We start from the raw sequence: 21748 nt of genomic DNA, 5'->3' as shown, positions 1-21748 counted from the left end.
CGGGCAAACCGGCCGGGAGGGGCAACGAGGTCCTGCTGAGGGTTTCGCATCGGCCGTCGCGCAGTCCACGAAATTCTCCAGTCAGCCCGACCGGTCTAGTCGGGTTGCCGGAGAATTAGGGAATCCGTCAGGGTTGCGCGGGAGCCGCGAGCACGGCGTGACTGGCGACCGCGCGGGCGATCAGTCGCCCGTCCTGGAGGATCTCGGCGTCGGTCGAGGCGATCCGCCGGCCCACCGCCGACGCGGTCCCGGTGCAGACCAAGGTGATGCCGGGCAGGGCCGCGCGCACGTACTGGACGCTCAGCTGGACGTGCGGCGCCGCGGTCCCGGGCGGCAGCTGGGCGTGCACCGCCCAGCCGGTCGTGGTGTCGAGCATCGAGCTCAGGAATCCGCCGTGCACGATCCCGCCGGCGTTGCAGTGCTCGGTCGTCGGATCCGCCTCCACGACAGCGACGCCACCGGCGATGCTGATGTACCGGAAGCCGAGCAGGGCCGAGAACGGACCCGGTGCAGGGACGTCCGGGCTCAGCTCGAAGCGTCGCGTCACGGGCAGGTCGCGACCGGGCCGGTCAGGCTTCTTGGACGCGGCGACGCGAGACGACGACCACGCCGGCACCGGCGAGCACGGCGCCCAGGCCGCCGAGCAGCAGCCACATGTTCGGGCCGCCGGTGTTCGGGAGGTTCTCACCCGGAGGCGAGACGGCGCTGCCGCGCGGGAGCACCGTGATCATGATCGTCTTGGACCAGGTGGCGGCCTTCGCGGCGCGCGCGGACTTGGCGGCCAGGCGCGGCGAGCCGTCGTCGTACGCGCAGGTGCCGTGCAGCGGGATCTTGGTGATCTTGGTGACGACCGGGGTCTTGTACGTCGTCTGGAAGATCGCGGGGTCGGTCTTGGTGCGGACGACGCCGTTCCACTCGAGGGTCCAGTCGCAGACCACGTTGGACGTGGCGGTCGCGGTGAAGGACTCGCCGCCGTACATGACCTGGCGGTCGACGGTCAGGTTGAACTGGTTGTCGGGGTAGGCGTTGGCGGCCGGCGCGAAGCCGACTGCGACGAGCGCCGCGATCATGACCATCAGGCCGAACGATGCGAGCTTCTTCATTTGCGCTACCCCCACGAGATCAATTCATCCATATTGCGGTAACGCGAACACACCACATATTTGCGACACCGTGGTGCAAACGCTACTGCCTCAGCCCCATTCAGAGCCAATTTCCAGGACAGGCATTTCGTGAAACCAATCACGGGGTGAATTGAATAGCGCTAAATGCCGCTTTCATCTCTTTTGGGTGATTCGCCCGCTTTCGGCACGTTGCCACCAAGCCCGCGCCGACGAGTGCCGAGCCGAGGCCGAGCAGGATCAGCAGGCGGTCCGGGCCGCCGGTGCTCGGCAGCACGGTGCCGCCGCCGGTGTCCGGCGGGCTCACCGCACTGCCGCGCGGGAGCACCGTGACGACCACCGTACGGCGCAGCGACGTCGGCACCGTGACGGTCAGCCGCTGGCGCGGCCCGGCCGATCCGCGGGCCGGTGCGGCGGCAGGCTTTGCCTTCGGCCCGGTGCCGAGGAAGCAGGCCGCGTGCACCTTGATCCGGGTGATCCGGGTGACCGTCGGAGCCGTGAACGCCGCCACCAGGACGCGGCCGGTGCCCCCACGGGAATCGCCGTCCCAGGTCACCGCGAAGCCGCAGTCCACGGAAGACCGAGCGGTCACGACGAGCTGCTGGCCGCCGTACAGGACGTGGCGGTCGACGGTGAGGCGGAGCTTCTCGGCGGCCTGGGCGGGCGCGGGCACGAGCAGGCCGATCAGGAGGAGAACGGTTGCGAGTGCTGCGCGCCTGTACGTCATGGTCCGCCAACGCTAGGCGCGCCGGGTCGCACCCGGGGGCGAGTTCGCGATGAATTCATCTTGCCCGGGAACGCCCGTAGGGCACCGGTACCGAGGTACCGATGCCCTACGAGGTGAAGGCGTTCGATCAGTCGGCGACGCTGCTGGTCCGCGCGCCCGGCTTGCGCTTGCCGGCGTACGCCGGGTCGCTGCCGTACCGGACCTCGGCACCGTCCCTGGCGCCACCCCAGTCGGTGTCGGCCCGGGTCGGGTCGGACTTGCGCTGCGCCTTCTTCGTCTTGTTGGCGCTGCCGGTGATCTCCTGCTTGTCGGTCAGACCGTCCCGGTCGGTGTCCTTGACCAGCGGGTTCGTCTTGCGGAGCCCGATCGTGTACCAGCCGCCGTTCTTCTTGGAGCGGTGGACGCGCTGCTTGATCTTGGAACCGGTGACCTCCTGCTTGTCGGTCAGACCGTCCTTGTCGGTGTCCGCGGCACACGGGTTGGTGCTGACCAGCCCGATCTTCTTGCCAGCGCGGGGCCGGCCGGCGAGCGTCGTCACGACCTGGTTGATCGTGATGCCCTTGACCTCCGCACCGTCGCCCAGACCGTCGCCGTCGGAGTCCTTCTTCAGCGGGTTGGTGCCGGTGGTGCACAGGCCCGGACCGGTGATCTCGACGCCGTCGGACAAGCCGTCGCCATCGGTGTCGGCCTTGTTCGGGTCGGTCCCGAGGGCCACCTCGTCGGCGTCCGCGATCCCGTCGCCGTCGGTGTCACCGAGCACCTCGGCCACACCCGAGTACTGCGAGGTGAAGCCGGAGGCGCCGCCCTCGGTCTGGATCCGCACGAAACCGGAGTTGTGCGTGGTCGGGATCGAGACCCGGCCGGCCGCGGTGACGTTCTCGATCTTGCCGAGGTACTCCTCGGCGTTGTCGTCCGCGGTCCAGTAGACGTGCAGGTTGACCGGCGGGGTCGGCTGCGGCTGGCCGTTGTCGACCGGCGCCACGTCGAAGGAGACCTTGCCGCCGGTGAACCGGGCCTTGGCCGGACGCCAGGTCTGGATCCGGGCGTTGGCGGTGCCGACGTTCCAGACGAACCAGTTGCCGCCCAGCTCGCTCTCCTCGGCGACCGTCGTGCCCTGGGTGTTCTGGCCGTAGGTGTTGCCGAGCACCTTGGTGCCGGCGAACGCGATGCGAATCGGAGCGTCGCTGCCGCCGTTGCCGTAGTTGTCGATCCGGTTGTTCAGCAGGCTCCACCCGCTGTTGCCACCCGGGGCGTCGGCGTCGAGCTCACCGAAGATCGCCCAGCGGTTCGGGTCCTGCGAGGCCGGGTCACCCGGGGCGCCCTGGTCGAAGAGGTTGTCCTCGACCACGTTGCCGACATCGCCGCGCCCGGCCTGGCGGGTCAGCCAGATGGTCGTGTTGATGCCGACACGCTGCTTGAGGAAGCTGTTCCCCGAGATCACGTTGTCCACGTGCTTGGCGTTGCGCATCACGATCGAGTGCGCGAGCTGCTCGGTGAAGGTGTTGTCGACGATCCGGGTGTCGGTGTGGGTCGCGTTGCCCTCTTCGTTCCAGACCGGGCGGGTCCCGGTGAAGGTGTTGCCCTCGAGGGTCAGACCGTCGGTGGTCATCGTGTCGAAGAGGTAGAGGACCTCCTCGTCCGCGCCGGTGAACTCGGAGTCCTTCACCACGAAGTCGGTCTCGGTGGAGTTCTCCCGCAGGCCGATCGAGGACCAGATGCCGGTGCTGCTGAAGGTGGAGTCGTCGACGGTGAAGTTCGAGACCACGGTCTGGTCGGCGTCGCTGCACCCGAACTCGACCCAGATGTCGCCCCACTGCTCGGTGGCCTGGAAGGTGCTGCCCGTCACCGTGGTGTTCTTCACGGTGCTGCAGTCGTCGACGTAGATCCCGAAGCGGAAGTTGCTGTCGAAGACCACGTTGTCGATCGTGGTGCCGTCGGCTCCGTCGGTCAGTGAGATGCCGGCCTCCTGGATGACCGAGCCCGGGTCGGAGAACGAGCCGTTGCTGATGGTGGCGTTCTTCCCCGCGACCAGGACGCCGCTCTCGCCGGCGCGGATGTTGCTGAAGTTCGTCAGCGTGACGTCGCGGGACTTGATGGTGATGCCCGCGTAGCCGGCGTCGCCGTCCGAGATCAGCTGGATCCGGTCGTCGAAGTCGATGGTGACCGGCTGGGCGGCGTTGACGACGAGGAACGACCCGAACGGGTCGGTGTAGTCGTTGACCGCGGCCGTGACCGAGAAGCTGGTGCTCGCCATCACCGGGCCGGCGTTGGGGAGGGTCACCTGGCCGGACAGGCCGTCGTCGAAGACGATCTCGATCCCGTCGTACGCCGGGTCGGCGGCGGTCTCGTTGGCGGTCTGGACCGCGGCCATCAGGGTGCACTCGTCGGCGGCAGTGGCGCAGACCTCGTCACCCGAGGTCGCGTCGGCGGCCCAGGCGAGCGAGTCGACGGTGATGATCTTGTTGGTGGCGGCAGAAGCCGGGGACGTGAAGGCGACCGAAACGAGGCCGACGCTCGCGAGCGACGCGACCGTGAACAGGCGAACGCCCACCCACAATCCGGAGCTGCGAGGCTGAGTGCGTTGCCATGTCATGACGACCAGGCCTTTCGATGTGGTGATGGAGGGCGGCCAGATCTATCACCGCTTCCCCGGTCGAAAAGCCCAGATTTCTCCCGTCGCGCCGATTCGGTGGAGAAATGTCCCCCAAGGTGGTGACACGCGGCATTCCGTTCCGCGCCGTCGTCCTTCGGCGTACGGACTCGTCAGCGCGTCGAGTCGCCGAGCGGCAGGCCGACGTCGGTGCGCTCGCTGATGGTGGCCTTTCCGGCCGGGTCGATGCTGATCGTGGCGTAGCCGGTCTGCAGGCCGGTGGCCTCGTCGAAGTACTGCAACCGCACGTCGATCGGCTTCAACGGCGTCGAGAACGGCGTCGAGAACCGATTGAAGGTCGGGCTGTTCTCCGCTCCGCCGGAGGTGCCCAGCCGGTCGACCACGGTCCAGGTGACGTCGTCGGTGTCGGTGTTCCAGACCACGAACGGGCCGATCGAGCGGTGCGAGTGACCGACGTCGACGGTCCCGGGAGGAACGTCGGGGATGCCGTCGTCGTACGGGACGGTCTCGTGGCCGAGGGACAGCTCGTTCAGGCTGCTCAACCCGAGGTACGCCGCCGCGGCGTCGGCCTGGTGCAGCACCACGATGCCCGCACGATCCGGATCCACCGCCTTCCGCAGCCGCTCGCCGAGCTCCTCCTCGCTGACCCCGGACGGGTTGGTGACCGAGCCGCCGAAGAGGGTCTTGAACTCGGGGTCGTTGCCGACGCTGACCCGGAGGCCGCCGACGGTGATCGTCTCCAGGTCCGGGACCTCGACGCCGTACTCCTTCAGCTGGTCCACCGTGGTCTCCGAGTCGTGGTCCCCCGCGGCGGCCACGGTCGGGATGTCGCCGCTGCTGCGGGCCTCCTTGCGCACGAAGGCGTCCTCCGCAACGGTGCCGTTGGAGGTGATGTCGCCGGAGATCGTCCGGAGCACGATCGCGTCCTTGCCGAGCGCCTCGACCAGGATCGGGTACAGCCGGGTCCGGACCGCGGTGCCGACCAGGCTGCCCTGGGGATCGGCCTCGGCGAGCACCACCCGTTCGCCTCCGCGCGGAAGCAGCTCCGAGCGTCGCGCCGCGAGCGCCGTCGTGAACGAGGCGGTCGCGGTGTCCTCGTACTCCTTCCCGCGCTCGCGCAGCCGGTCGTAGTTCTTCTCGATGAACGGCTGCACCTGGCCGGCGACCTCACGGGTCTGCGGGCTGCTGAAGCTCAGGCCGGCCACCGCGGGGAGCGGGTACGTGGTGCCGACGGCGTTGCTGCCGGACCAGGACTTGAACGAGTACGTCGCCACGACGGCCGAGGCGGTGGTGCCGAGCAGGATCAGCAGCACCGACCACAACGCGATCCGCGCGACCGGCCACGGGGCCAGGCGCCGGGCGATCCGCTCGCCCCACCACGGGATCCGGTCCTCGTCCTTCGGGGGCGTGCGTCGCCGTACGGCCACCAGGACCAGCAGCCCGACCCCGACGAGCAGTGCCTCGGTGCGCAGGAACTCGCGGCGGAATCCGCGGCTGAACTCGTGCCCGTAGGCGGCCGCGATCTCGTCCGGATCGTTGATCAGCTCGGCGTTGGTCCGGACGAAGGACTCATCGACGTACGACGACAGCGTGCCGCCGGCCTCGGGCGGCTCGGTGACCCGGATGCAGGCGCCGAAGCCGAACATGCCGGTGCGCTGCCAGTAGACCGAGCCGAGGATCCCGGTGTCGACGGTGGAGTAACCGTTGTGGCACAGCGAGACCTCCACGGGCAGCGTGCCCAGGCGGTCGTCGAAGCGGACCCGCTCGACCGCCTGCTCCGCCGCGAACGGGGCCGCCACCACCGCGATCGCCGCCAGCACGGCGGCAGCCGTCAGCACCGCCCTCAGCCGCAGCCGTTCCCGCAGGTTCCCCATTGCGCCGATCATGCCCGATCGCCCCCAGGCATCGCAGGAGTGGTGGGTAGGCCAGCCCGAGGAGCCGACTACGCGCTGCCATCCCAGCCACCAGCGCGAGGCCAGCCGAGGAGCCATTCCAAACCGGAGCCGCCTGTCAGAATCGAACTGACGACCTTCTCATTACGAGTGAGATGCTCTACCGACTGAGCTAAGGCGGCGCAATGTCCGGCCGTGAAGCCGGGCACGCCGGACGAGTATAGGGGCGGGCGTCCGCCCGGACGAAACTCAGGGTCCGCACTTCAGGTCGGGCTTCGGGACCCGGCCCGAGACCAACCACCCCTGCACCGCGTCGTCGACGCACTCGCTCCCCTGGCGGAAGCCGGTGTGCCCGTCGCCGTCGCGGGTGATCAGCTGACCGGAGTCGAGCTGCGCGGCCAGCGCCTGCGCCCAGACCAGCGGGGTGGCCGGGTCGCGGGTGGTCCCGATCACGACGATCGGCGGCGCCCCCTTCGCCGTCAGCGCGAGCTCCGGCTCGACCGGCTTGACCGGCCAGCTCGAGCAGGTCGACAGGCTGAAGGCGAACGCCCGCCCGAAGGTCGGCGAGGCCGCCTCGAACTTCGCGAACTCGGCCGGCACCGCCTCGGTGGCGATGGAGTCGCCGTGGTCGAGGCAGTTCACCGCCAGCAGCGCGGCCATCGAGTTGTCGGTGTAGCCGTCGTCACCCCGGGACGCGTACAGGTCGGCGAGCGCGAGCAGGTCGTCGCCGCGGTCGTCCTCGATCGCCTGGGTCAGGGCGTCGGTGAGGTCGGGCCAGCGCTCCTTGGCGTACAGCGGCAGCCAGATCCCCATCATGCCGAGGCCCTCGGTGAGCTCCCGGTCACCGCCGGTCGGCAACGGCTCCTTCTCCAGCTGGTCGAGGAGCTCCCGGATCCTCGCGGTGCCCTGGTCGACGGTCGAGCCGAGGATGCAGCCGTCGTCGTCGACGCAGTCCTTCACGTAGGCGCGCAGCGCGGTCTCGAAACCGCGAGCCTGCTCCAGCGAGAGCTCCGCGTTCGACAGCGACGGGTCGACGGCACCGTCGAGGACGAACCGGCCCACGTTCGTCGGGAACAGCTCGGCGTACGTCGCCCCGAGGTAGGTGCCGTAGGAGAAGCCGAAGTAGTCGAGCTTCGGCTCGCCGAGAGCTGCCCGCAGGATGTCCATGTCCCGCGCCGCCTCCTGGGTGGAGATGTGCTGGACCAGGTCGCCGCTCCCCGCGACGCAGGAGTTGCCGAACTGCCGGGTCAGCGCCGTCATCCGGTCCCGCTCGGCCTCGTCGTCCGGGTCCGGGTCCATCGCCATCAGCTCGTCGAGCTCACTGGTGCCGCCGCAGGTGATCGGGTCGCTGCGGCCGACCCCGCGCGGGTCGAAGCCGACGATGTCGAAGTGGTCGGCCAGGTCGTTGCCGAACTGGTACTTCCCGGCGGCCGCGAACTGCACGCCGGATCCTCCGGGACCCCCCGGGTTCACCACCAGCGACCCGACCCGCTCGGACCGGTCGCCGGCGGGCACCTTCAACACCGCGATCCCGACCTTCTCGCCGGCCGGCTTCGCGTAGTCGAGCGGGACCTGGAGCGTCGCGCAGTCGTTGCTGCCGCAGCCGCGCCAGGAGAGCTTCTGGTCGTAGTACGCCGCCAGCTTCGGATCGGTGGCCGGCAGCGGCTCCTTCGGGCTCGCGCTCGGGGACGGCCTCTCGGCGGACGCGTCGTCCTGGTCGAGCGCGTTCGAGATCACCTTGGCGCCGACCACGACCAGGCCGATCAGCGCGAACACCAGTACCCCGATCAGCACGCCCACCAGGACCGCGCTGCGCTGCTTCGCGGGCGGCGTCCCGTGCGGTTGCTCCGGCGGCATCGGCGCGGACGGCGGAGCCGGCGGACCGGGCGGGGGGAACGACATGCGTAGAGCCTAGGTGGCGACCCGCAACCCCATCATCAGCGACTCCAGCGCCAGCATCGGCGGCACGTTGAACTCGAGCATCTGCTCCCGGGCGACGAAGACCGCGTCGATCCGGCGCAGGTTGTCCTCCGGGGTGGTGGCCGCCGCCAGCTTCTCGACGTCGCCGCGCACCTCCTCGTTGACGATCTCGGCACTGGCGCCGAGCTGCACGGTCAGCGCGTCCCGGTACATCGAGACCAGGTCCATCAGGCCGCGGTCGACCACGTCCAGGTGCCGTCGCTTGGCCCGGGTCTTCTGGGACTTCTCCAGGTCGCGCAGCGCCGGGGCGTACTCCCGGGGGCGACGTCCGCGCTCGACCACGCCGTACGCCCGGTCGAGGTCCTCGCGCTCCTTGGCGTCGTGCTGGCCGGTGAGCGCGTCCGCCTCCTCCTTGGCCAGGTCGTGCAGCGTCGTGGCCGCCTTCATGCAGGCACCGAGCGTGGTCAGCCGTACCGGGAACTCCACGACCTGGCGACGCCGGCGGCGGGTGTCGCCGTCACGGGCCAGCGCCCGTGCCCGGCCGATGTGACCCTGGCTGGCCCGGGCGGCGTACAGCGCGGTCTCGTCGTCCACCTCGTCGCGGCGGACCAGGAACTCGGCGACGTCGGCGCTGCTCGGGGTCGCGAGCACCACCAGCCGGGTCCGGGACCGGATCGTCGGCAGGACGTCCTCGACGGTCGGTGCGCAGAGCAACCAGACGGTCCGCTCGGTGGGTTCCTCGATGGTCTTCAGGAGCGCGTTGGCAGCCTGCTCGGTCAGCCGGTCCGCGTCCTCGACGATCATCACCTGGTAGCGCCGGCCGGCCGGCGCCAGCGCCGAGGAACGCACCAGCTCGCGCACCTCGTCGACACCGATCGACAGCTTCTCGGTCCGGGTCACCCGGACGTCGGGGTGGGTGCCGACCGCGACCTCGTGGCAGGAGTGGCACTGCCCGCAGCCGCCCTGCTCGCACTGGAGCGCGGCCGCGAAGGCGACGGCGGCGTTGGAGCGGCCGGATCCCGGAGGACCGGTGAAGAGCCAGGCATGGGTCATGTCGCCGGCGACGGCGCGGCGCAGCGTCTCGATCACGGCGGCCTGCCCGACCAGGTCGTCGAAGACGCTCACAGCAGGGCTCCGACGCGTTCGCGGATCGCGGCGGCGATCTCCTCCACGGAGCCACGCGCATCCAGGACGAAGTAGTGCTCGGGGTCGGCGGCGGCGAGGTCGAGGAACCCCTGGCGGACCCGGTGGTGGAACTCCAGCGGCTCACCCTCGATCCGGTCGCGCCCGGCGACCAGCTCGTCCACCCGGGTCAGGCCCGCGCTCGGCTCGAGGTCGAGGAGGATCGTCAGGTGCGGTCGCAGGTTGCTGGTGGCCCAGCGCAGCATGTCCTCGAGCTCGGCGACCTCCAGCGCACGACCGGCGCCCTGGTAGGCGAGCGAGGAGTCGACGTACCGGTCCGTGATCACCACCGCGTCACGCTGCAGTGCCGGGACGACGACCTTGTCGAGGTGCTCGGCCTTGTCGGCCGCGTAGAGCAGCGCCTCGGTGCGGTCGTCCAGGTGACCGGTCTCCGGGCTGAGCACGATCTGCCGGACCTTCTGGCCGACCTCGGTCGCACCCGGCTCGTGGGTCAGCACGACCTCCCGGCCGTCGCCTTCCAGCCACTGCGCCAGCAGCTCGGCCTGGGTGGACTTGCCACCGCCCTCGCCGCCCTCGAAGCAGACGAAGAGACCGGAGTCGGAGTACGCGGGCGAGGACACCTGCACACCCTATTCGCGACCTACGACTTCTTGGCGGCGGCCTTCTTGGTGGTCTTCTTCGCCGCCGCCTTCTTGGTCGTCTTCTTGGCGGCCTTCTTCGCGGTCTTCTTCGCCGCCTTCTTGGCCGGCCCCTTCTCCCGACGCTCGGCCAGCAGCTCGGCCGCCCGCTCCAGGGTGATCGCCTCGACGGTGTCGTCCTTGCGCAGGGTCGCGTTGTACTCGCCGTCGGTCACGTACTCACCGAAGCGCCCCTCCTTGACCACGACCGGCTGCCCGGAGACCGGGTCCGGGCCGAGCTCCTTGAGCGGCGGCTTCGCGGCACCGCGGCCGCGCTGCTTGGGCTGGGCGTAGATCGCCAGCGCCTGCTCCAGGGTCAGGTCGAAGATCTGCTGCTCGGTCTCGATCGAGCGCGAGTCGGTGCCCTTCTTCAGGTACGGGCCGTAGCGGCCGTTCTGCGCGGTGATCTCGACACCCTCGGCGTCGGTGCCGACCACCCGGGGCAGCGACAGCAGCCGCAGGGCGTCCTCGAGCGTGACGGTCTCCAGGTTCATCGACTTGAACAGCGAGCCGGTACGCGCCTTCTGCTTCTTCGGCGCGTCCTCGGGGAGCACCTCGGTCACGTACGGGCCGTAGCGGCCGTTCTTGGCGACGATCAGGTTGCCGGACTCCGGGTCCTTGCCGAGCTCCTGCTCGGCGCCCGCCGGGTTGGCCAGCAGCTCGCGCGCCTTCGCCTCGGTGAGCTCGTCCGGCGGCAGGTCCTCGGGGACGTTCCCGCGGGCCGGTACGCCGTCGCCCTCCTCGCCGTCCGGAGCGGCGGCCTCGACGTACGGGCCGTAGCGGCCGACCCGCAGGTCGATGCCGCTGGGCTCGCCGGCGGGGGTGAGCACCGGGAACGTCGCGAGCTCCTTGGCGTCGATGTCGCCGAGCTCGGTGACCAGCCGCTTGAGGCCCTCGACGTTGTCGCTGCCGAAGTAGAACTCACCGAGCTCGGTCGGCAGGTCCTTCCGACCACCGGCGATCTCGTCGAGCACCTGCTCCATGCCGGCCGTGAACTCGTAGGAGACGAGCCGCTCGAAGTGCCTCTCCAGCAGCCGGATCACCGAGAAGGCCAGCCATGCGGGAACCAGCGCGGTGCCCTTCTTGTAGACGTAGCCGCGGTTCAGGATGGTGCCGATGATCGAGGCGTACGTCGAGGGCCGGCCGATCTCGCGGCCTTCGAGCTCGCTGATCAGCGAGGCCTCGGTGTAGCGCGCCGGCGGCTTCGTCTCGTGGCCGCTGGCCTTGAGGGAGGCGGCGCTGACCGCCGCGCCCTCGGTCAGGTTCGGGAGCTTGCTCTCGGCGTCGTCGCGCGCGGCGTCGGCGTCGTCGTTGCCCTCGACGTACGCCTTCAGGAAGCCGTGGAACGTGATCGTGCGACCGCTGGACGTGAAGACAACGTCCTCCCCCGAGGCGGACGGGCCGCCGAGCCGGATGGTCAGCGAGTTCCCGGCAGCGTCCTTCATCTGCGACGCGATCGTGCGCATCCAGATCAGCTCGTAGAGCCGGAACTGGTCGCCGGTGAGACCGGTCTGCGCGGGCGTCCGGAAGTTGTCGCCGGCCGGGCGGATCGCCTCGTGCGCCTCCTGGGCGTTCTTCACCTTGGAGGCGTAGACGCGCGGTGCGTCCGGGACGTACTCGGCGCCGTACAGCTCACGGGCCTGGGTCCGGGCGGCGTTCAGGGCGGTGTCCGACAGCGTGGTCGAGTCGGTACGCATGTAGGTGATGTAGCCGTTCTCGTACAACCGCTGCGCGACCGACATCGTCGACGAGGCGCTGAAGCCGAGCTTGCGGCTGGCCTCCTGCTGCAGGGTCGTGGTGCGGAACGGCGCGTACGGCTTGCGGGTGTACGGCTTCGACTCGACCGAGCGCACCGTGAAGTCGGTGTCGTGCAGCGCCTCGACGAGCGCCTCGGCCTTCGCCTGGTTGAGGTGGACGACCTTGCCCTCGGACTTCAGCTGTCCGTCGTCGCCGAAGTCGGAACCGCGGGCCGCCCGGACGCCGTCGATGCTGTGCAGCTTGCCCGGGAACATCCGCTGCTCGTGGTCGGCACCGGCGTCGAAGGTCCCCTCGAGGTCCCAGTACGACGCCAGCCGGAACGCGATCCGCTCGCGCTCGCGGTCCACGACCAACCTGGTCGCGACCGACTGGACCCGGCCGGCGGAGAGGCCGGACATGACCTTCTTCCACAGCACCGGGGAGACCTCGTAGCCGTAGAGCCGGTCGAGGATGCGGCGCGCCTCCTGGGCCTCGACGAGGTCCATGTCGATCTCGCGCGGGGTCTCGACGGCGGCCTGGATCGCGGCCTCGGTGATCTCGTGGAAAACCATCCGCTTCACCGGCAGGTCGGTGCGGGGCTTCAGCTCGTCGAGGAGGTGCCAGGCGATCGCCTCGCCCTCGCGGTCCTCATCGGTGGCGAGGTAGAGCTCGTCGGCGTCCTTGAGCAGGCCCTTGAGCTTGGTGATGTGCGCCTTCTTGTCGCGGGAGACGACGTAGACCGGCTTGAAGCCGTCGTCGACGTTGACACCGAGGCGGGCCCAGGGCTCGCCCTTGACCTTCGCCGGGATGTCGGCCGCGGTCTGCGGGAGATCGCGAATGTGACCGATCGACGACTCCACGACGTAGCCACGACCCAGGTAGCCCTGGATCGTTTTGGCCTTGGCCGGTGACTCGACGATGACAAGCTTGTGTGCCACGGGTGCTCGGATCCTTCTTTTCTATGGCGGGTTGCCGGCAACAAGGTAGCGCGGACGTCCGCTCTGGCAAGTAGGCAGTCCGGCCTGACCGCCCTTCCCCCTACGGGGGAGATCCCGGCGCGCTGGTCTAGTCTCGGGGCGCGTCGAGCTCCAGGAAACCGTCGGCGACGAGCTCCCGGACGTCGCCGAGACGGCTGTCGAGAGGACCTTCGTCGAGGATCGTGGCGATCGCGGCGAGGAGTTGCCCGACCGTCAGGTCGCCGTCGCTGGCCCCGGCGAAGGCCGCCTCGACGGTGTCGACCTGGCGGGCCCGTCGCATCCCGGTCTGCTGGCGCAGCACGATCTGGCTCGGGTCATCGGCACCGGCCGGCCCGAACGTCTCCTGGACGACGTCCACCCGCAGCCGCGGCCGGCTCCCGAGCAGCTCCGCGTCGGTCAGGGCGCGGAGTTCGGCGATCCGGTCGAAGTGCGCGGCGTTCTCGCGCGACAGCGGCTGCTCGACGTCCCAGCGCCACTCCTCCAGGCGCAGGTCCGGTGTCTCGGCGCCGCTGGCGCGCAGGTTGATCCAGCCGAAGCCGACCGCCTCGATCTGCTGCTCCTCGAACCAGGAGAGCCAGGTGTCGTAGCGGTCGAAGTACTCGGCCGCCGACCCCGAGCCGGTCGACGGGTGCAAGCCGGCGTCCTTGAGCCAGAGCTCCACGTACGACGGCAGGTCCAGGACCTCACGCTGCACCACCCAGGCGTCGCACCCGGGCGACATCCACCCGGCCAGCCGCTCGTCCCACTGCTGGTCGCGCAGGATCGCCCAGTTCGCCAGTACCTGGCCGGTTCCGCCCGGGGTGAGGTGGCGCGGGATGGTGCGGACGATGTGCTCGACGACCCGGTCGCCGGGCAGGCCGGAGTCCCGGTAGACGAGCCGCTCGCCGGTCGCCGGCGAGATGACGAACGGCGGGTTGGTGACGATCAGGTCGAAGCGGTCCTGGGCGACCGGTTCGAAGAAGCTGCCTTCGCGGATCTCGATCCCCGCGCCCGTGCCGGTCGGGATCCCGTTCAGCCCGGCGTTGAGCTCGGCCAGCCAGAGCGCCCGCCGGTTGACGTCGGTGGCGACGATCCGGTCGACGTGTTCGGCGAGGTGCAGCGACTGGACTCCGCACCCGGTACCGAGGTCGAGCGCGCTGGCGACCGGCGCGCGCACGGTCAGCTCGGCCAGCGACGTCGCGGCCGGGCTGATCCCGAGGACGTGGTCGGGGCCGACCCGCTGCGGTCCGCCGTCGAGGCCGGGCGTGAGGTCGCTGGCCACCCAGAGGTTGCCGCCGCCGTCGGTACCGCCGTCGGTCCCGTACGGACGCAGGTCGACCCGCGCGGCCACCTCGCTGAGCGACCGCTCCAGGATCCCGGCGGCGCAGAGCTCGTCCACGAGTCCAGGCAGCGCCCGCTCGGCGGCCTCCGCGGGCACGGTCGCCTGGAGCAGCCAGATCCGGGTCAGCGTCTCCAGCGGGCTGCCGCCGGTCGTGGCCCGGAGCCCCGGGGTGGTCTCGTTGCGGCCGAGGGCCGCCTGCGCCGTCGTACCGATCAGGGCGGCGACGGCGTCGTAGGTGTAGTCGGCAGCACCGAGCGCGTCCCGGAGCCGCCCCGTCAGTTCAGTGGTCACCGACGAAGGCTAGTTGAGTGGGCCCGTTGTGACGGCCCAGTGGGCCGTCACCACGGGCCCACTCGACCTAGTAACGACCCTTGAACCGGAGGTCGAGGGCGTTCGGGAGACCGGCCTTGTAGAGCGCGGCGTCGGTCTGCTTGAGCAGCTTGAGGGACGGGTTCTCCCAGAGCTTGAAGGTCTTCGCCGGGGCGGCGTTCGATCCGGTGGCGGCCAGGATGGCATTGGCGGCCCGGCGGCCGGACTCGTTGGCGCCCTCCATCGTGGCCAGGTCGATGCCGGTCTGGCAGAAGTCCCCGGAGAGGAAGAAGTTCGGGATCTTCGTCGGACCGGCGGGACGGTCCTTCCACGACCCGGCAGTGTTGACCAGCAGCGGGGTCTCGTTGGCGTTCCGGCCGGTCCCGGCGTCGTACGTCACGCCGGGGTCGAGGTGCCAGGAGCCGATCACGTCCGGACCGAGCTGCGCGGCCGGGGTGTCGTGGTAGCGGATCTGCGCCAGCACCTCGTTGGCGACCTCCTGCGGCGAGCACTCCTTGGCGGTCTTGCCGTAGAGGATCCCCTTGGCGTCCCAGTTGGAGATGTCCACCGACAGGCAGTCGACCGAGGTGCCGTCGCCGTAGTCGGCTGCGAAGTTCCGGCTCTTCCAGAACTGGCCCTGGGAGAGCGCAGTCAGCGCCCACGGCGAGTCGATGAAAGTGAGGTGGCCCGGCGCGAGGTCGACCTTCTTCTTGAGGAAGAACTGGATCCCGACCATCCAGTCGGTCTGCAGCCGGTCGAGGTTGGCCAGGCTCGGGTCGGCGGCGAGCATCTCGTTCGTCCAGAACGTCCGCGCCTTCTCGACCGGCATCGCGCTGATGAAGAAGTCCGACTCGTGGCGGTAGCTGTTCCCAGCCCGGTCGACGACGTTGACCGCGCGGATCTTCCCGCCGCCCATCTCGTACGACGCCAGGCCGTACCCGGAGACGAAGGTGACCCCGAGGGTGCGCAGGTGCGCCGTCCACGGGTCGATCCAGGCCTCGTTGGTGGGCAGGTTCAGGATCCTGTCGAGCGCGCCGTCGTTGCCCTTGCCGAACATGTTGTAGACGAAGGCCTCGCCCATATTGCCGATCGTGCGGGTGCTGGCGAGGGTCTCCTTGGCCGCGACCAGGTTGCGGGTCAGGCCGGCGGCGAGCACGTGCTGGTAGTCGGGCGAGCGGGTGGCGGCCCCGACGAAGTCCCACCAGCTCATGTTCTCCCACTGGCCGAAGCGGCGCTCGGTGCTGCTGGTGAGGAAGACCAGCAGCCGGGTGACGAAGTAGACGAGCTCGTCGGGCGGGACGGCCTGCCCCTTCAGGTTCTCCATCAGGAAGCGGCGGAGCCCGTCGACGGTCAGCAGCGCCTGCGGGTCGGGGCCGATGCCGAAGATGAAGGCGTCGGCTCGGTCGCCGCCCCGGTAGAACTTGCCGCCCTTGGCGGCGACGAGGTTGTCGTGGACGCCGTGGGGGTTGGAGCCGAACGGCGTACGCCGCATCGAGTCCGGGATGTGGTGGTAGAAGCCCGGGAAGAACCGGAAGCCGTGCTCGCCGGGAAGGTCCTGGCGACCGCCGGCCGCTGTTCCCGCGACCGGGATGCTCCGCGCCTTGCCGCCCCAGGCGGTGGGCTCGAAGACCGTCACGTCGTAGCCGCGCTCCGCCAGCTCGTGGGCGGCGGCGAGGCCCGCCATCCCGCCACCGAGGACGGTGACGCGGCGCCCGGGTGCGGCGGCGAATCCGGGAGCGGCCCCGGCCCCGACGAGCACGGCCGCGGCTCCGGCAGCGGTGCCCGCACGGAGGACCGTACGACGATCGACAGCGGGCATGGCAGAGGTGGTGTTCGTCCCCACGACGACTCCTTCGTAGACACGCCCGGAAGCGCGACCGCCCGGCAGCGGTGTCGAATGAACGTAGGACGTTAACAGTGAAACTGTCAACGTTCCGGGCACCGTCCTGGACACCCGCGAGGCGACCGAAAAGCAGCTTCGGCCGGCTCGACCACTGGGCCGAGCCGGCCGAAGCCGGGTTCATCGTGGGATCAAGCCGAGGCGCTCTCCGCGGCCGCGGCCGCATCGTCGCCCAGGTCCACCGCACGCTGCTTGGAGATGTACAGCGCCACCGCGATGATCGCCACCGCGGCGAGCGCGATCACGATCCGGAGGGCGTCGTTCTGGTCTTCGCCGACACTCAGCGAGACGACGGCGCTGGCGATCAGCAGCGAGACCAGGTTCATCACCTTGATCAGCGGGTTGATCGCCGGACCGGCGGTGTCCTTGAACGGGTCACCGACGGTGTCACCGATGACGGTCGCCTCGTGGGCGGGCGAACCCTTGCCCCCGTGGTTGCCGTCCTCGACGAGCTTCTTCGCGTTGTCCCAGGCCCCACCCGCGTTGGCCAGGAAGACGGCCATCAGGGTGCCGGTGCCGATCGCACCGGCCAGGAAGCCGGCCAGCGCCGCGACGCCGAGGCCGAAGCCGACGGCGATCGGAGCGAGGACGGCGAGCAGACCGGGCGTGACCAGCTCACGCAGCGAGTCGCGCGTGACGATGTCGACGACCTTGCCGTACTCCGGACGACCGGTGCCCTCCATGATCCCGGGGATCTCCCGGAACTGGCGACGGACCTCGTAGACGACCGCGCCGGCGGCACGGGCCACCGCGTTGATGGCCAGACCGGAGAAGAGGAACACCACCGCCGAGCCGAGCAGGACGCCGACGAGCACGCCCGGGTTGTAGACGAAGAAGTTCAGCGCGGACTCGTCGTCGGCACTGAGCTTGCCGGCGTCGAGGACCGCGTCGATGACCGACGTCGAGTAGGAGCCGAAGAGCGCGGTCGCGGCGAGCACGGCCGTCGCGATCGCGATCCCCTTGGTGATCGCCTTGGTGGTGTTGCCGACGGCGTCCAGCTCGGTGAGGATCTGGGCCCCCTCCGGGCTGACGTCGCCGGACATCTCCGCGATGCCCTGGGCGTTGTCGGAGACCGGACCGAAGGTGTCCATCGCGACGATGACGCCGACCGTGGTCAGCAGACCGCAGCCGGCGAGAGCGACCGCGAACAGCGAGACCGTGACCGTGGCGCCACCGAGGAGGAACGCCCCGAAGACGGCACCGCCGATGACCAGGGTGGTGTAGACCGCGGACTCGAAGCCGACCGAGAGACCGGCCAGGATGACGGTGGCCGCGCCGGTGAGCGAGGTCTTGCCGACGTCCTTGACGGGGCGGTACTCGGTGCCGGTGTAGTAGCCGGTCAGGGCCAGGATGCCGGCAGCCATCACGATGCCGATGACCACGGCGGCCGAGGCGATCAACCGCGGGTCGCCCTCGGCGCCGCTCATGTCGAGGCCGGTGACGTTCTCGAACTCGGAGAACTTGCTCGGCAGGTAGGCGAACGAGGCGATCACCGAGGCCACCGCACCGACGGCGGCGGAGATGTAGAAGGCCCGGTTGATCGTCTTCAGGCCGTTCTCGCCGGCACGCGGCCGGCAGAGGTAGACGCCGAGGACCGCCGTGAGGGCACCGATCGCGGGGATCAGCAGCGGGAACACCAGGCCCTTGTCGCCGAACGCCTGCGAGCCGAGGATCAGCGCCGCGACCAGGGTGACGGCGTAGGACTCGAAGAGGTCGGCCGCCATACCGGCGCAGTCGCCGACGTTGTCACCGACGTTGTCCGCGATGGTCGCCGCGTTGCGCGGGTCGTCCTCGGGGATGTTGTTCTCCACCTTGCCGACCAGGTCGGCGCCGACGTCGGCCGCCTTGGTGAAGATGCCGCCGCCGACCCGCATGAACATGGCGAGCAGGGCGGCGCCGAAGCCGAAGCCCTCGAGCACGTGCGGGGCCTCGTCCTTGTAGAGCAGGACGACGATGCTGGCACCGAGGAGGCCGAGGCCGACGGTCAGCATGCCGACCATCGCACCGGTGCGGAAGCCGATCTTCATGGCCGGGTCGCGACCGGACTCGTTGGCCGCGGCGGCGACGCGCAGGTTGGACTGCACCGCCAGACTCATGCCGAGGTAACCCACAGCGGCTGAGAAGCCGGCACCGACGAGGAAGAAGATCGAGCGCCCGATCCGCACCTCCGCGTCACCGGGGAGGACGAGCAGCGCCAGGAACGCGACCGCGGCGAAGATGCCGAGCGTCCGGAACTGCCGGGTGAGGTAGGCGTTGGCCCCCTCCTGCACCGCCTTCGCGATGGTCTTCATGTTCTCGGTGCCTTCGCCGGCAGCCAGGACCTCGTTGCGGAACATCATCGCCATGCCGAGCGCGGCGAGCGCGATCACGGCGACGATGAGGACCAGGACGAGATTGCCGTCAGCGAGATCTGGGGTGATGTCGGATGCGAGCCCGATCATGAAATCTCCTCGGTGTGATAGGCGGACTGAGGACTACCTGTCAAACGTCGCGGACTATACGCAGGTGTGAGGGGGGTCACGACGGAGGGGTGATCCAGATCACCTGAAGCGATCACCGAGCGGGCGGGATGCCCGAAATGCGAGCGGCGGCTACGCGGAGAGCGCCGCGGCTTCGTCGGCGTGGATCGTAAAGACCTTGGCGAGGCCGGTGATCCGGAAGATCTTCAGCAGCCGGTCCTGGCTGCAGATCAACGACATCGTGCCGTCCTGGGCGCGGATCTTCTTCAGCCCGCCGACGAGGACGCCGAGACCGGTCGAGTCGAGGAAGTCGACCTTCTCCATGTCGATGATCAGCTGGAACTGGCCGGCGTTGACCAGCTCGGTGATCTTGTCCCGCAGCTTCGGAGCCGTGTAGACGTCGATCTCGCCACCTACGGCGACGAGGGTCCACCCGTCCACCTGACGGGTCTCCAGAGATAGGTCCACGTTCTCTCCCAAGCGTGATCCAGCCCGTTCCGCGCGGTCAGCTGCCGCACGGCCTGCTTCGTCATTGAACCACGCCCGCCGAGGGCGACCCCGGGTCGCGACCGCTGGTGTCGTGCGTCGCTGGGAGACTCAGCGGGTGAGCGGCAGCCGGTTGGAACACCTCGTCGAGCGCCTGGCAGTCGGGCGCGACGAGCGACTGGTGCACCTAGAGGTCCTGCCCGCGCGGTCGGCGCGCACCCGGCCCTGGCCGGACTGGGTCTCCCCCGCCGTGGCCGGCGCCTGGCAGCGCGCGGGCGTCGGCGAGCTCTGGGAGCACCAGGCGACGGCGGCCGACCTCGCGCACGGCGGCACCCACCTGGTGCTCTCCACCGGCACCGCCTCCGGGAAGTCGCTCGCCTACCTGCTGCCCGCGCTCACCGCGATCACCGAGAAGCGCGGCGCCCGCGGGCAGCGCGGCTCGAGCACGCTCTACCTGGCACCGACCAAGGCGCTGGCCCAGGACCAGCTGAGCACCCTCCGCGGACTCGGGATCGAAGGGCTGCGGGTGGCGACCCACGACGGCGACTCCAGCCCCGAGGAACGCGAGTGGACCCGGGACCACGCGGAGTACGTGCTGACCAACCCGGACATGCTGCACCGGTCGCTGCTGCCCGGTCACGAGCGCTGGTCGCGGTTCTTCGCCGGCCTCGACTACGTGGTGATCGACGAGTGCCACCACTACCGCGGCGTCTTCGGGGCGCACGTCTCGCAGGTGATCCGCCGGCTGCGCCGGGTCGCCGCACTGTACGGCGCGGAGCCGACCTTCGTGCTGGCCTCGGCGACGGTCGCCGAGCCGGACGTCGCGGCCGGACGACTCACCGGGCTGCCGGTGCGGGCGATCAGCGACGACGCCTCGCCGCGAGGGCAGGTCGCCCTGGCGCTGTGGGAGCCGCCGTTCGTCTCGCACGCCGGCGAGAACGGCGCCCCGGTACGCCGCTCGGTCACCGCCGAGCTCGCCGACCTGCTCACCGACCTGGTGGTCGAGCGGGTGCGGACGCTGGCGTTCGTCCGCAGCCGGCACGGCGCCGAGACGGTGGCGCTGACGGCGCGGCGGTTGCTCGGCGAGGTCGACGGCACCCTGGTGGACCAGGTCGCGGCGTATCGCGGCGGCTACCTCCCCGAGGAGCGCCGAGCGCTGGAGCAGGCGCTGCGCTCCGGGCGGCTCACCGGCCTGGCCGCGACCAACGCGCTCGAGCTCGGGATCGACATCTCCGGGCTGGACGCGGTGCTGCTCGGCGGCTTCCCCGGCACCCGGGCGGCACTGTGGCAGCAGGTCGGCCGGGCCGGGCGGGAGGGCGGCGACGCGCTCGGCATCCTGGTGGCGCGGGACGACCCGCTGGACACGTACCTGGTCAACCATCCCGAGCACCTGCTGGGGAAGCCGGTCGAGGCGACCGTCTTCGACCCGGACAACCCGTACGTGCTCGGCCCGCACCTCTGCGCCGCCGCGGCCGAGGCACCGCTGACCGAGGACGGGCTGGCCATCTTCGGGGAGGGCGCGCGCGAAGCGGTGGAGGCGCTGACGAACGCCGGGCTGCTGCGGCGGCGTACCCACGGCTGGTACTGGACCGCCCGGCGACGGGCCAGCGACCTGGCCGACATCCGGTCCTCCGGCGGCTCCCCGGTGCGGCTCGTCGAGGCCGGCACCGGCCGGGTGCTCGGCACCGTCGACCACGGCTCGTCGCACGGGACCGCGCACGCCGGGGCGGTCTACCTGCACCAGGGCGAGAGCTACCTGGTGCACGACCTGGACCTGGCCGAGTCGGTGGCGACGGTGACCGCGGCCGAGGTCGACTACTCGACGTCGGCCCGCGAGATCACCGACATCGCGATCGTCGGCGAGCACCGGCACGAGACCTGGGGGCGGGTCCGGCTGAGCTTCGGCGCGGTCCGGGTCACCCACCAGGTGGTCTCCTACCTGCGCCGCCGGGCGATCACCGGCGAGGTGATCGGCGAGACCCTGCTCGACCTCCCGGAACGCACCCTGGAGACCGCGGCGGTCTGGTGGACCGTCCCGGACGACGTGCTGGTCGATGCCGGGATCGATCCGGACGATCTCCCCGGTGCCGCGCACGCGGCCGAGCACGCCTCGATCGGCCTGCTGCCGTTGTTCGCGACCTGCGACCGCTGGGACATCGGCGGCGTCTCGACCGCCCGGCACGCGGACACCGGGATGCTCACCGTCTTCGTGTACGACGGCCACCCGGGCGGAGCCGGCTTCGCCGAGCGCGGTTTCGGTACCGCTGCCGAGTGGCTGGAGGCCACCCGGGAGGCGATCGCGTCCTGCGCCTGCACCGAGGGCTGCCCGTCGTGCGTGCAGTCCCCGAAGTGCGGCAACCAGAACAACCCGCTCGACAAGGCCGGGGCGGTCCGGCTGCTCGACCTGGTCCTCGCGCACGCTGGTTGAGTCTCGCGACCCGCACCTCGGCCGCCGTGCGAGAGGATGG

Annotated in this window: 14 protein-coding genes and 1 tRNA gene; 1 reads left to right on the top strand and 14 read right to left on the bottom strand. The window is 70.3% G+C overall.

The window, feature by feature from the left end; translation table 11 throughout:
- Positions 1 to 127: 127 nt before the first annotated feature.
- The 14 genes from EFK50_RS10445 to EFK50_RS10380 form a co-directional block, all read right to left on the bottom strand.
- Positions 128 to 547, bottom strand: a complete 420-nt coding sequence (locus tag EFK50_RS10445; RefSeq protein WP_183407762.1) for a PaaI family thioesterase — start codon at positions 545 to 547, stop codon at positions 128 to 130.
- A gap of 22 nt (positions 548 to 569) precedes the next feature.
- Positions 570 to 1103 (bottom strand): LPXTG cell wall anchor domain-containing protein, encoded by a 534-nt coding sequence (locus EFK50_RS10440; RefSeq protein ID WP_123227498.1) that lies wholly within the window; start codon positions 1101 to 1103, stop codon positions 570 to 572.
- A gap of 139 nt (positions 1104 to 1242) precedes the next feature.
- Positions 1243 to 1848 carry an LPXTG cell wall anchor domain-containing protein gene (locus EFK50_RS10435; protein WP_123227497.1) on the bottom strand — a complete coding sequence of 202 codons (606 nt, stop codon included), beginning with the start codon at positions 1846 to 1848 and terminating at the stop codon, positions 1243 to 1245.
- 127 nt (positions 1849 to 1975) lie between these two features.
- Positions 1976 to 4399, bottom strand: a complete 2424-nt coding sequence (locus EFK50_RS10430) for a right-handed parallel beta-helix repeat-containing protein (RefSeq protein ID WP_123227496.1) — start codon at positions 4397 to 4399, stop codon at positions 1976 to 1978.
- A gap of 212 nt (positions 4400 to 4611) precedes the next feature.
- Positions 4612 to 6345: a metallophosphoesterase family protein gene (locus tag EFK50_RS10425; protein WP_148046117.1), complete on the bottom strand. Its 1734-nt coding sequence runs from the start codon at positions 6343 to 6345 to the stop codon at positions 4612 to 4614.
- Between the two features lie 115 nt (positions 6346 to 6460).
- Positions 6461 to 6533, bottom strand: a tRNA-Thr gene (locus EFK50_RS10420).
- A gap of 67 nt (positions 6534 to 6600) precedes the next feature.
- Positions 6601 to 8253, bottom strand: a complete 1653-nt coding sequence (locus EFK50_RS10415) for an alpha/beta hydrolase (RefSeq protein WP_246004116.1) — start codon at positions 8251 to 8253, stop codon at positions 6601 to 6603.
- A 9-nt stretch (positions 8254 to 8262) separates the two neighbouring features.
- Positions 8263 to 9396: a DNA polymerase III subunit delta' gene (locus EFK50_RS10410; RefSeq protein ID WP_123227494.1), complete on the bottom strand. Its 1134-nt coding sequence runs from the start codon at positions 9394 to 9396 to the stop codon at positions 8263 to 8265.
- Positions 9393 to 10034: a dTMP kinase gene (gene tmk / locus EFK50_RS10405; protein WP_123228617.1), complete on the bottom strand. Its 642-nt coding sequence runs from the start codon at positions 10032 to 10034 to the stop codon at positions 9393 to 9395. The genes EFK50_RS10410 and tmk overlap by 4 nt, the downstream gene beginning before the upstream one ends.
- A 20-nt stretch (positions 10035 to 10054) precedes the next feature.
- Entirely contained in the window at positions 10055 to 12766 is a 2712-nt protein-coding gene (gene topA / locus EFK50_RS10400; protein WP_123227493.1) for a type I DNA topoisomerase, read from the bottom strand.
- A 127-nt stretch (positions 12767 to 12893) separates the two neighbouring features.
- A complete protein-coding gene (locus EFK50_RS10395; protein ID WP_123227492.1) occupies positions 12894 to 14417 on the bottom strand; it encodes a DUF7059 domain-containing protein in 1524 nt (507 codons plus the stop codon).
- A gap of 67 nt (positions 14418 to 14484) precedes the next feature.
- Positions 14485 to 16254 carry a hydroxysqualene dehydroxylase gene (locus EFK50_RS10390; RefSeq protein WP_123227491.1) on the bottom strand — a complete coding sequence of 590 codons (1770 nt, stop codon included), beginning with the start codon at positions 16252 to 16254 and terminating at the stop codon, positions 14485 to 14487.
- Positions 16255 to 16466: 212 nt separating this feature from the next.
- Complete coding sequence (locus tag EFK50_RS10385; protein ID WP_123227490.1) at positions 16467 to 18776, bottom strand: sodium-translocating pyrophosphatase; 2310 nt, start codon at positions 18774 to 18776, stop codon at positions 16467 to 16469.
- Positions 18777 to 18926: 150 nt separating this feature from the next.
- Positions 18927 to 19262: an STAS domain-containing protein gene (locus tag EFK50_RS10380; protein ID WP_123227489.1), complete on the bottom strand. Its 336-nt coding sequence runs from the start codon at positions 19260 to 19262 to the stop codon at positions 18927 to 18929.
- 136 nt (positions 19263 to 19398) lie between these two features.
- Between EFK50_RS10380 and EFK50_RS10375 the strand changes: the two genes are divergently transcribed.
- Positions 19399 to 21708, top strand: a complete 2310-nt coding sequence (locus tag EFK50_RS10375; protein ID WP_246004115.1) for a DEAD/DEAH box helicase — start codon at positions 19399 to 19401, stop codon at positions 21706 to 21708.
- Positions 21709 to 21748 lie beyond the last annotated feature (40 nt).

This window comes from Nocardioides marmoriginsengisoli (assembly GCF_003725695.1).
GTDB lineage: Bacteria > Actinomycetota > Actinomycetes > Propionibacteriales > Nocardioidaceae > Marmoricola > Marmoricola marmoriginsengisoli.
This window is presented reverse-complemented; position numbering and strand designations above follow the sequence as displayed.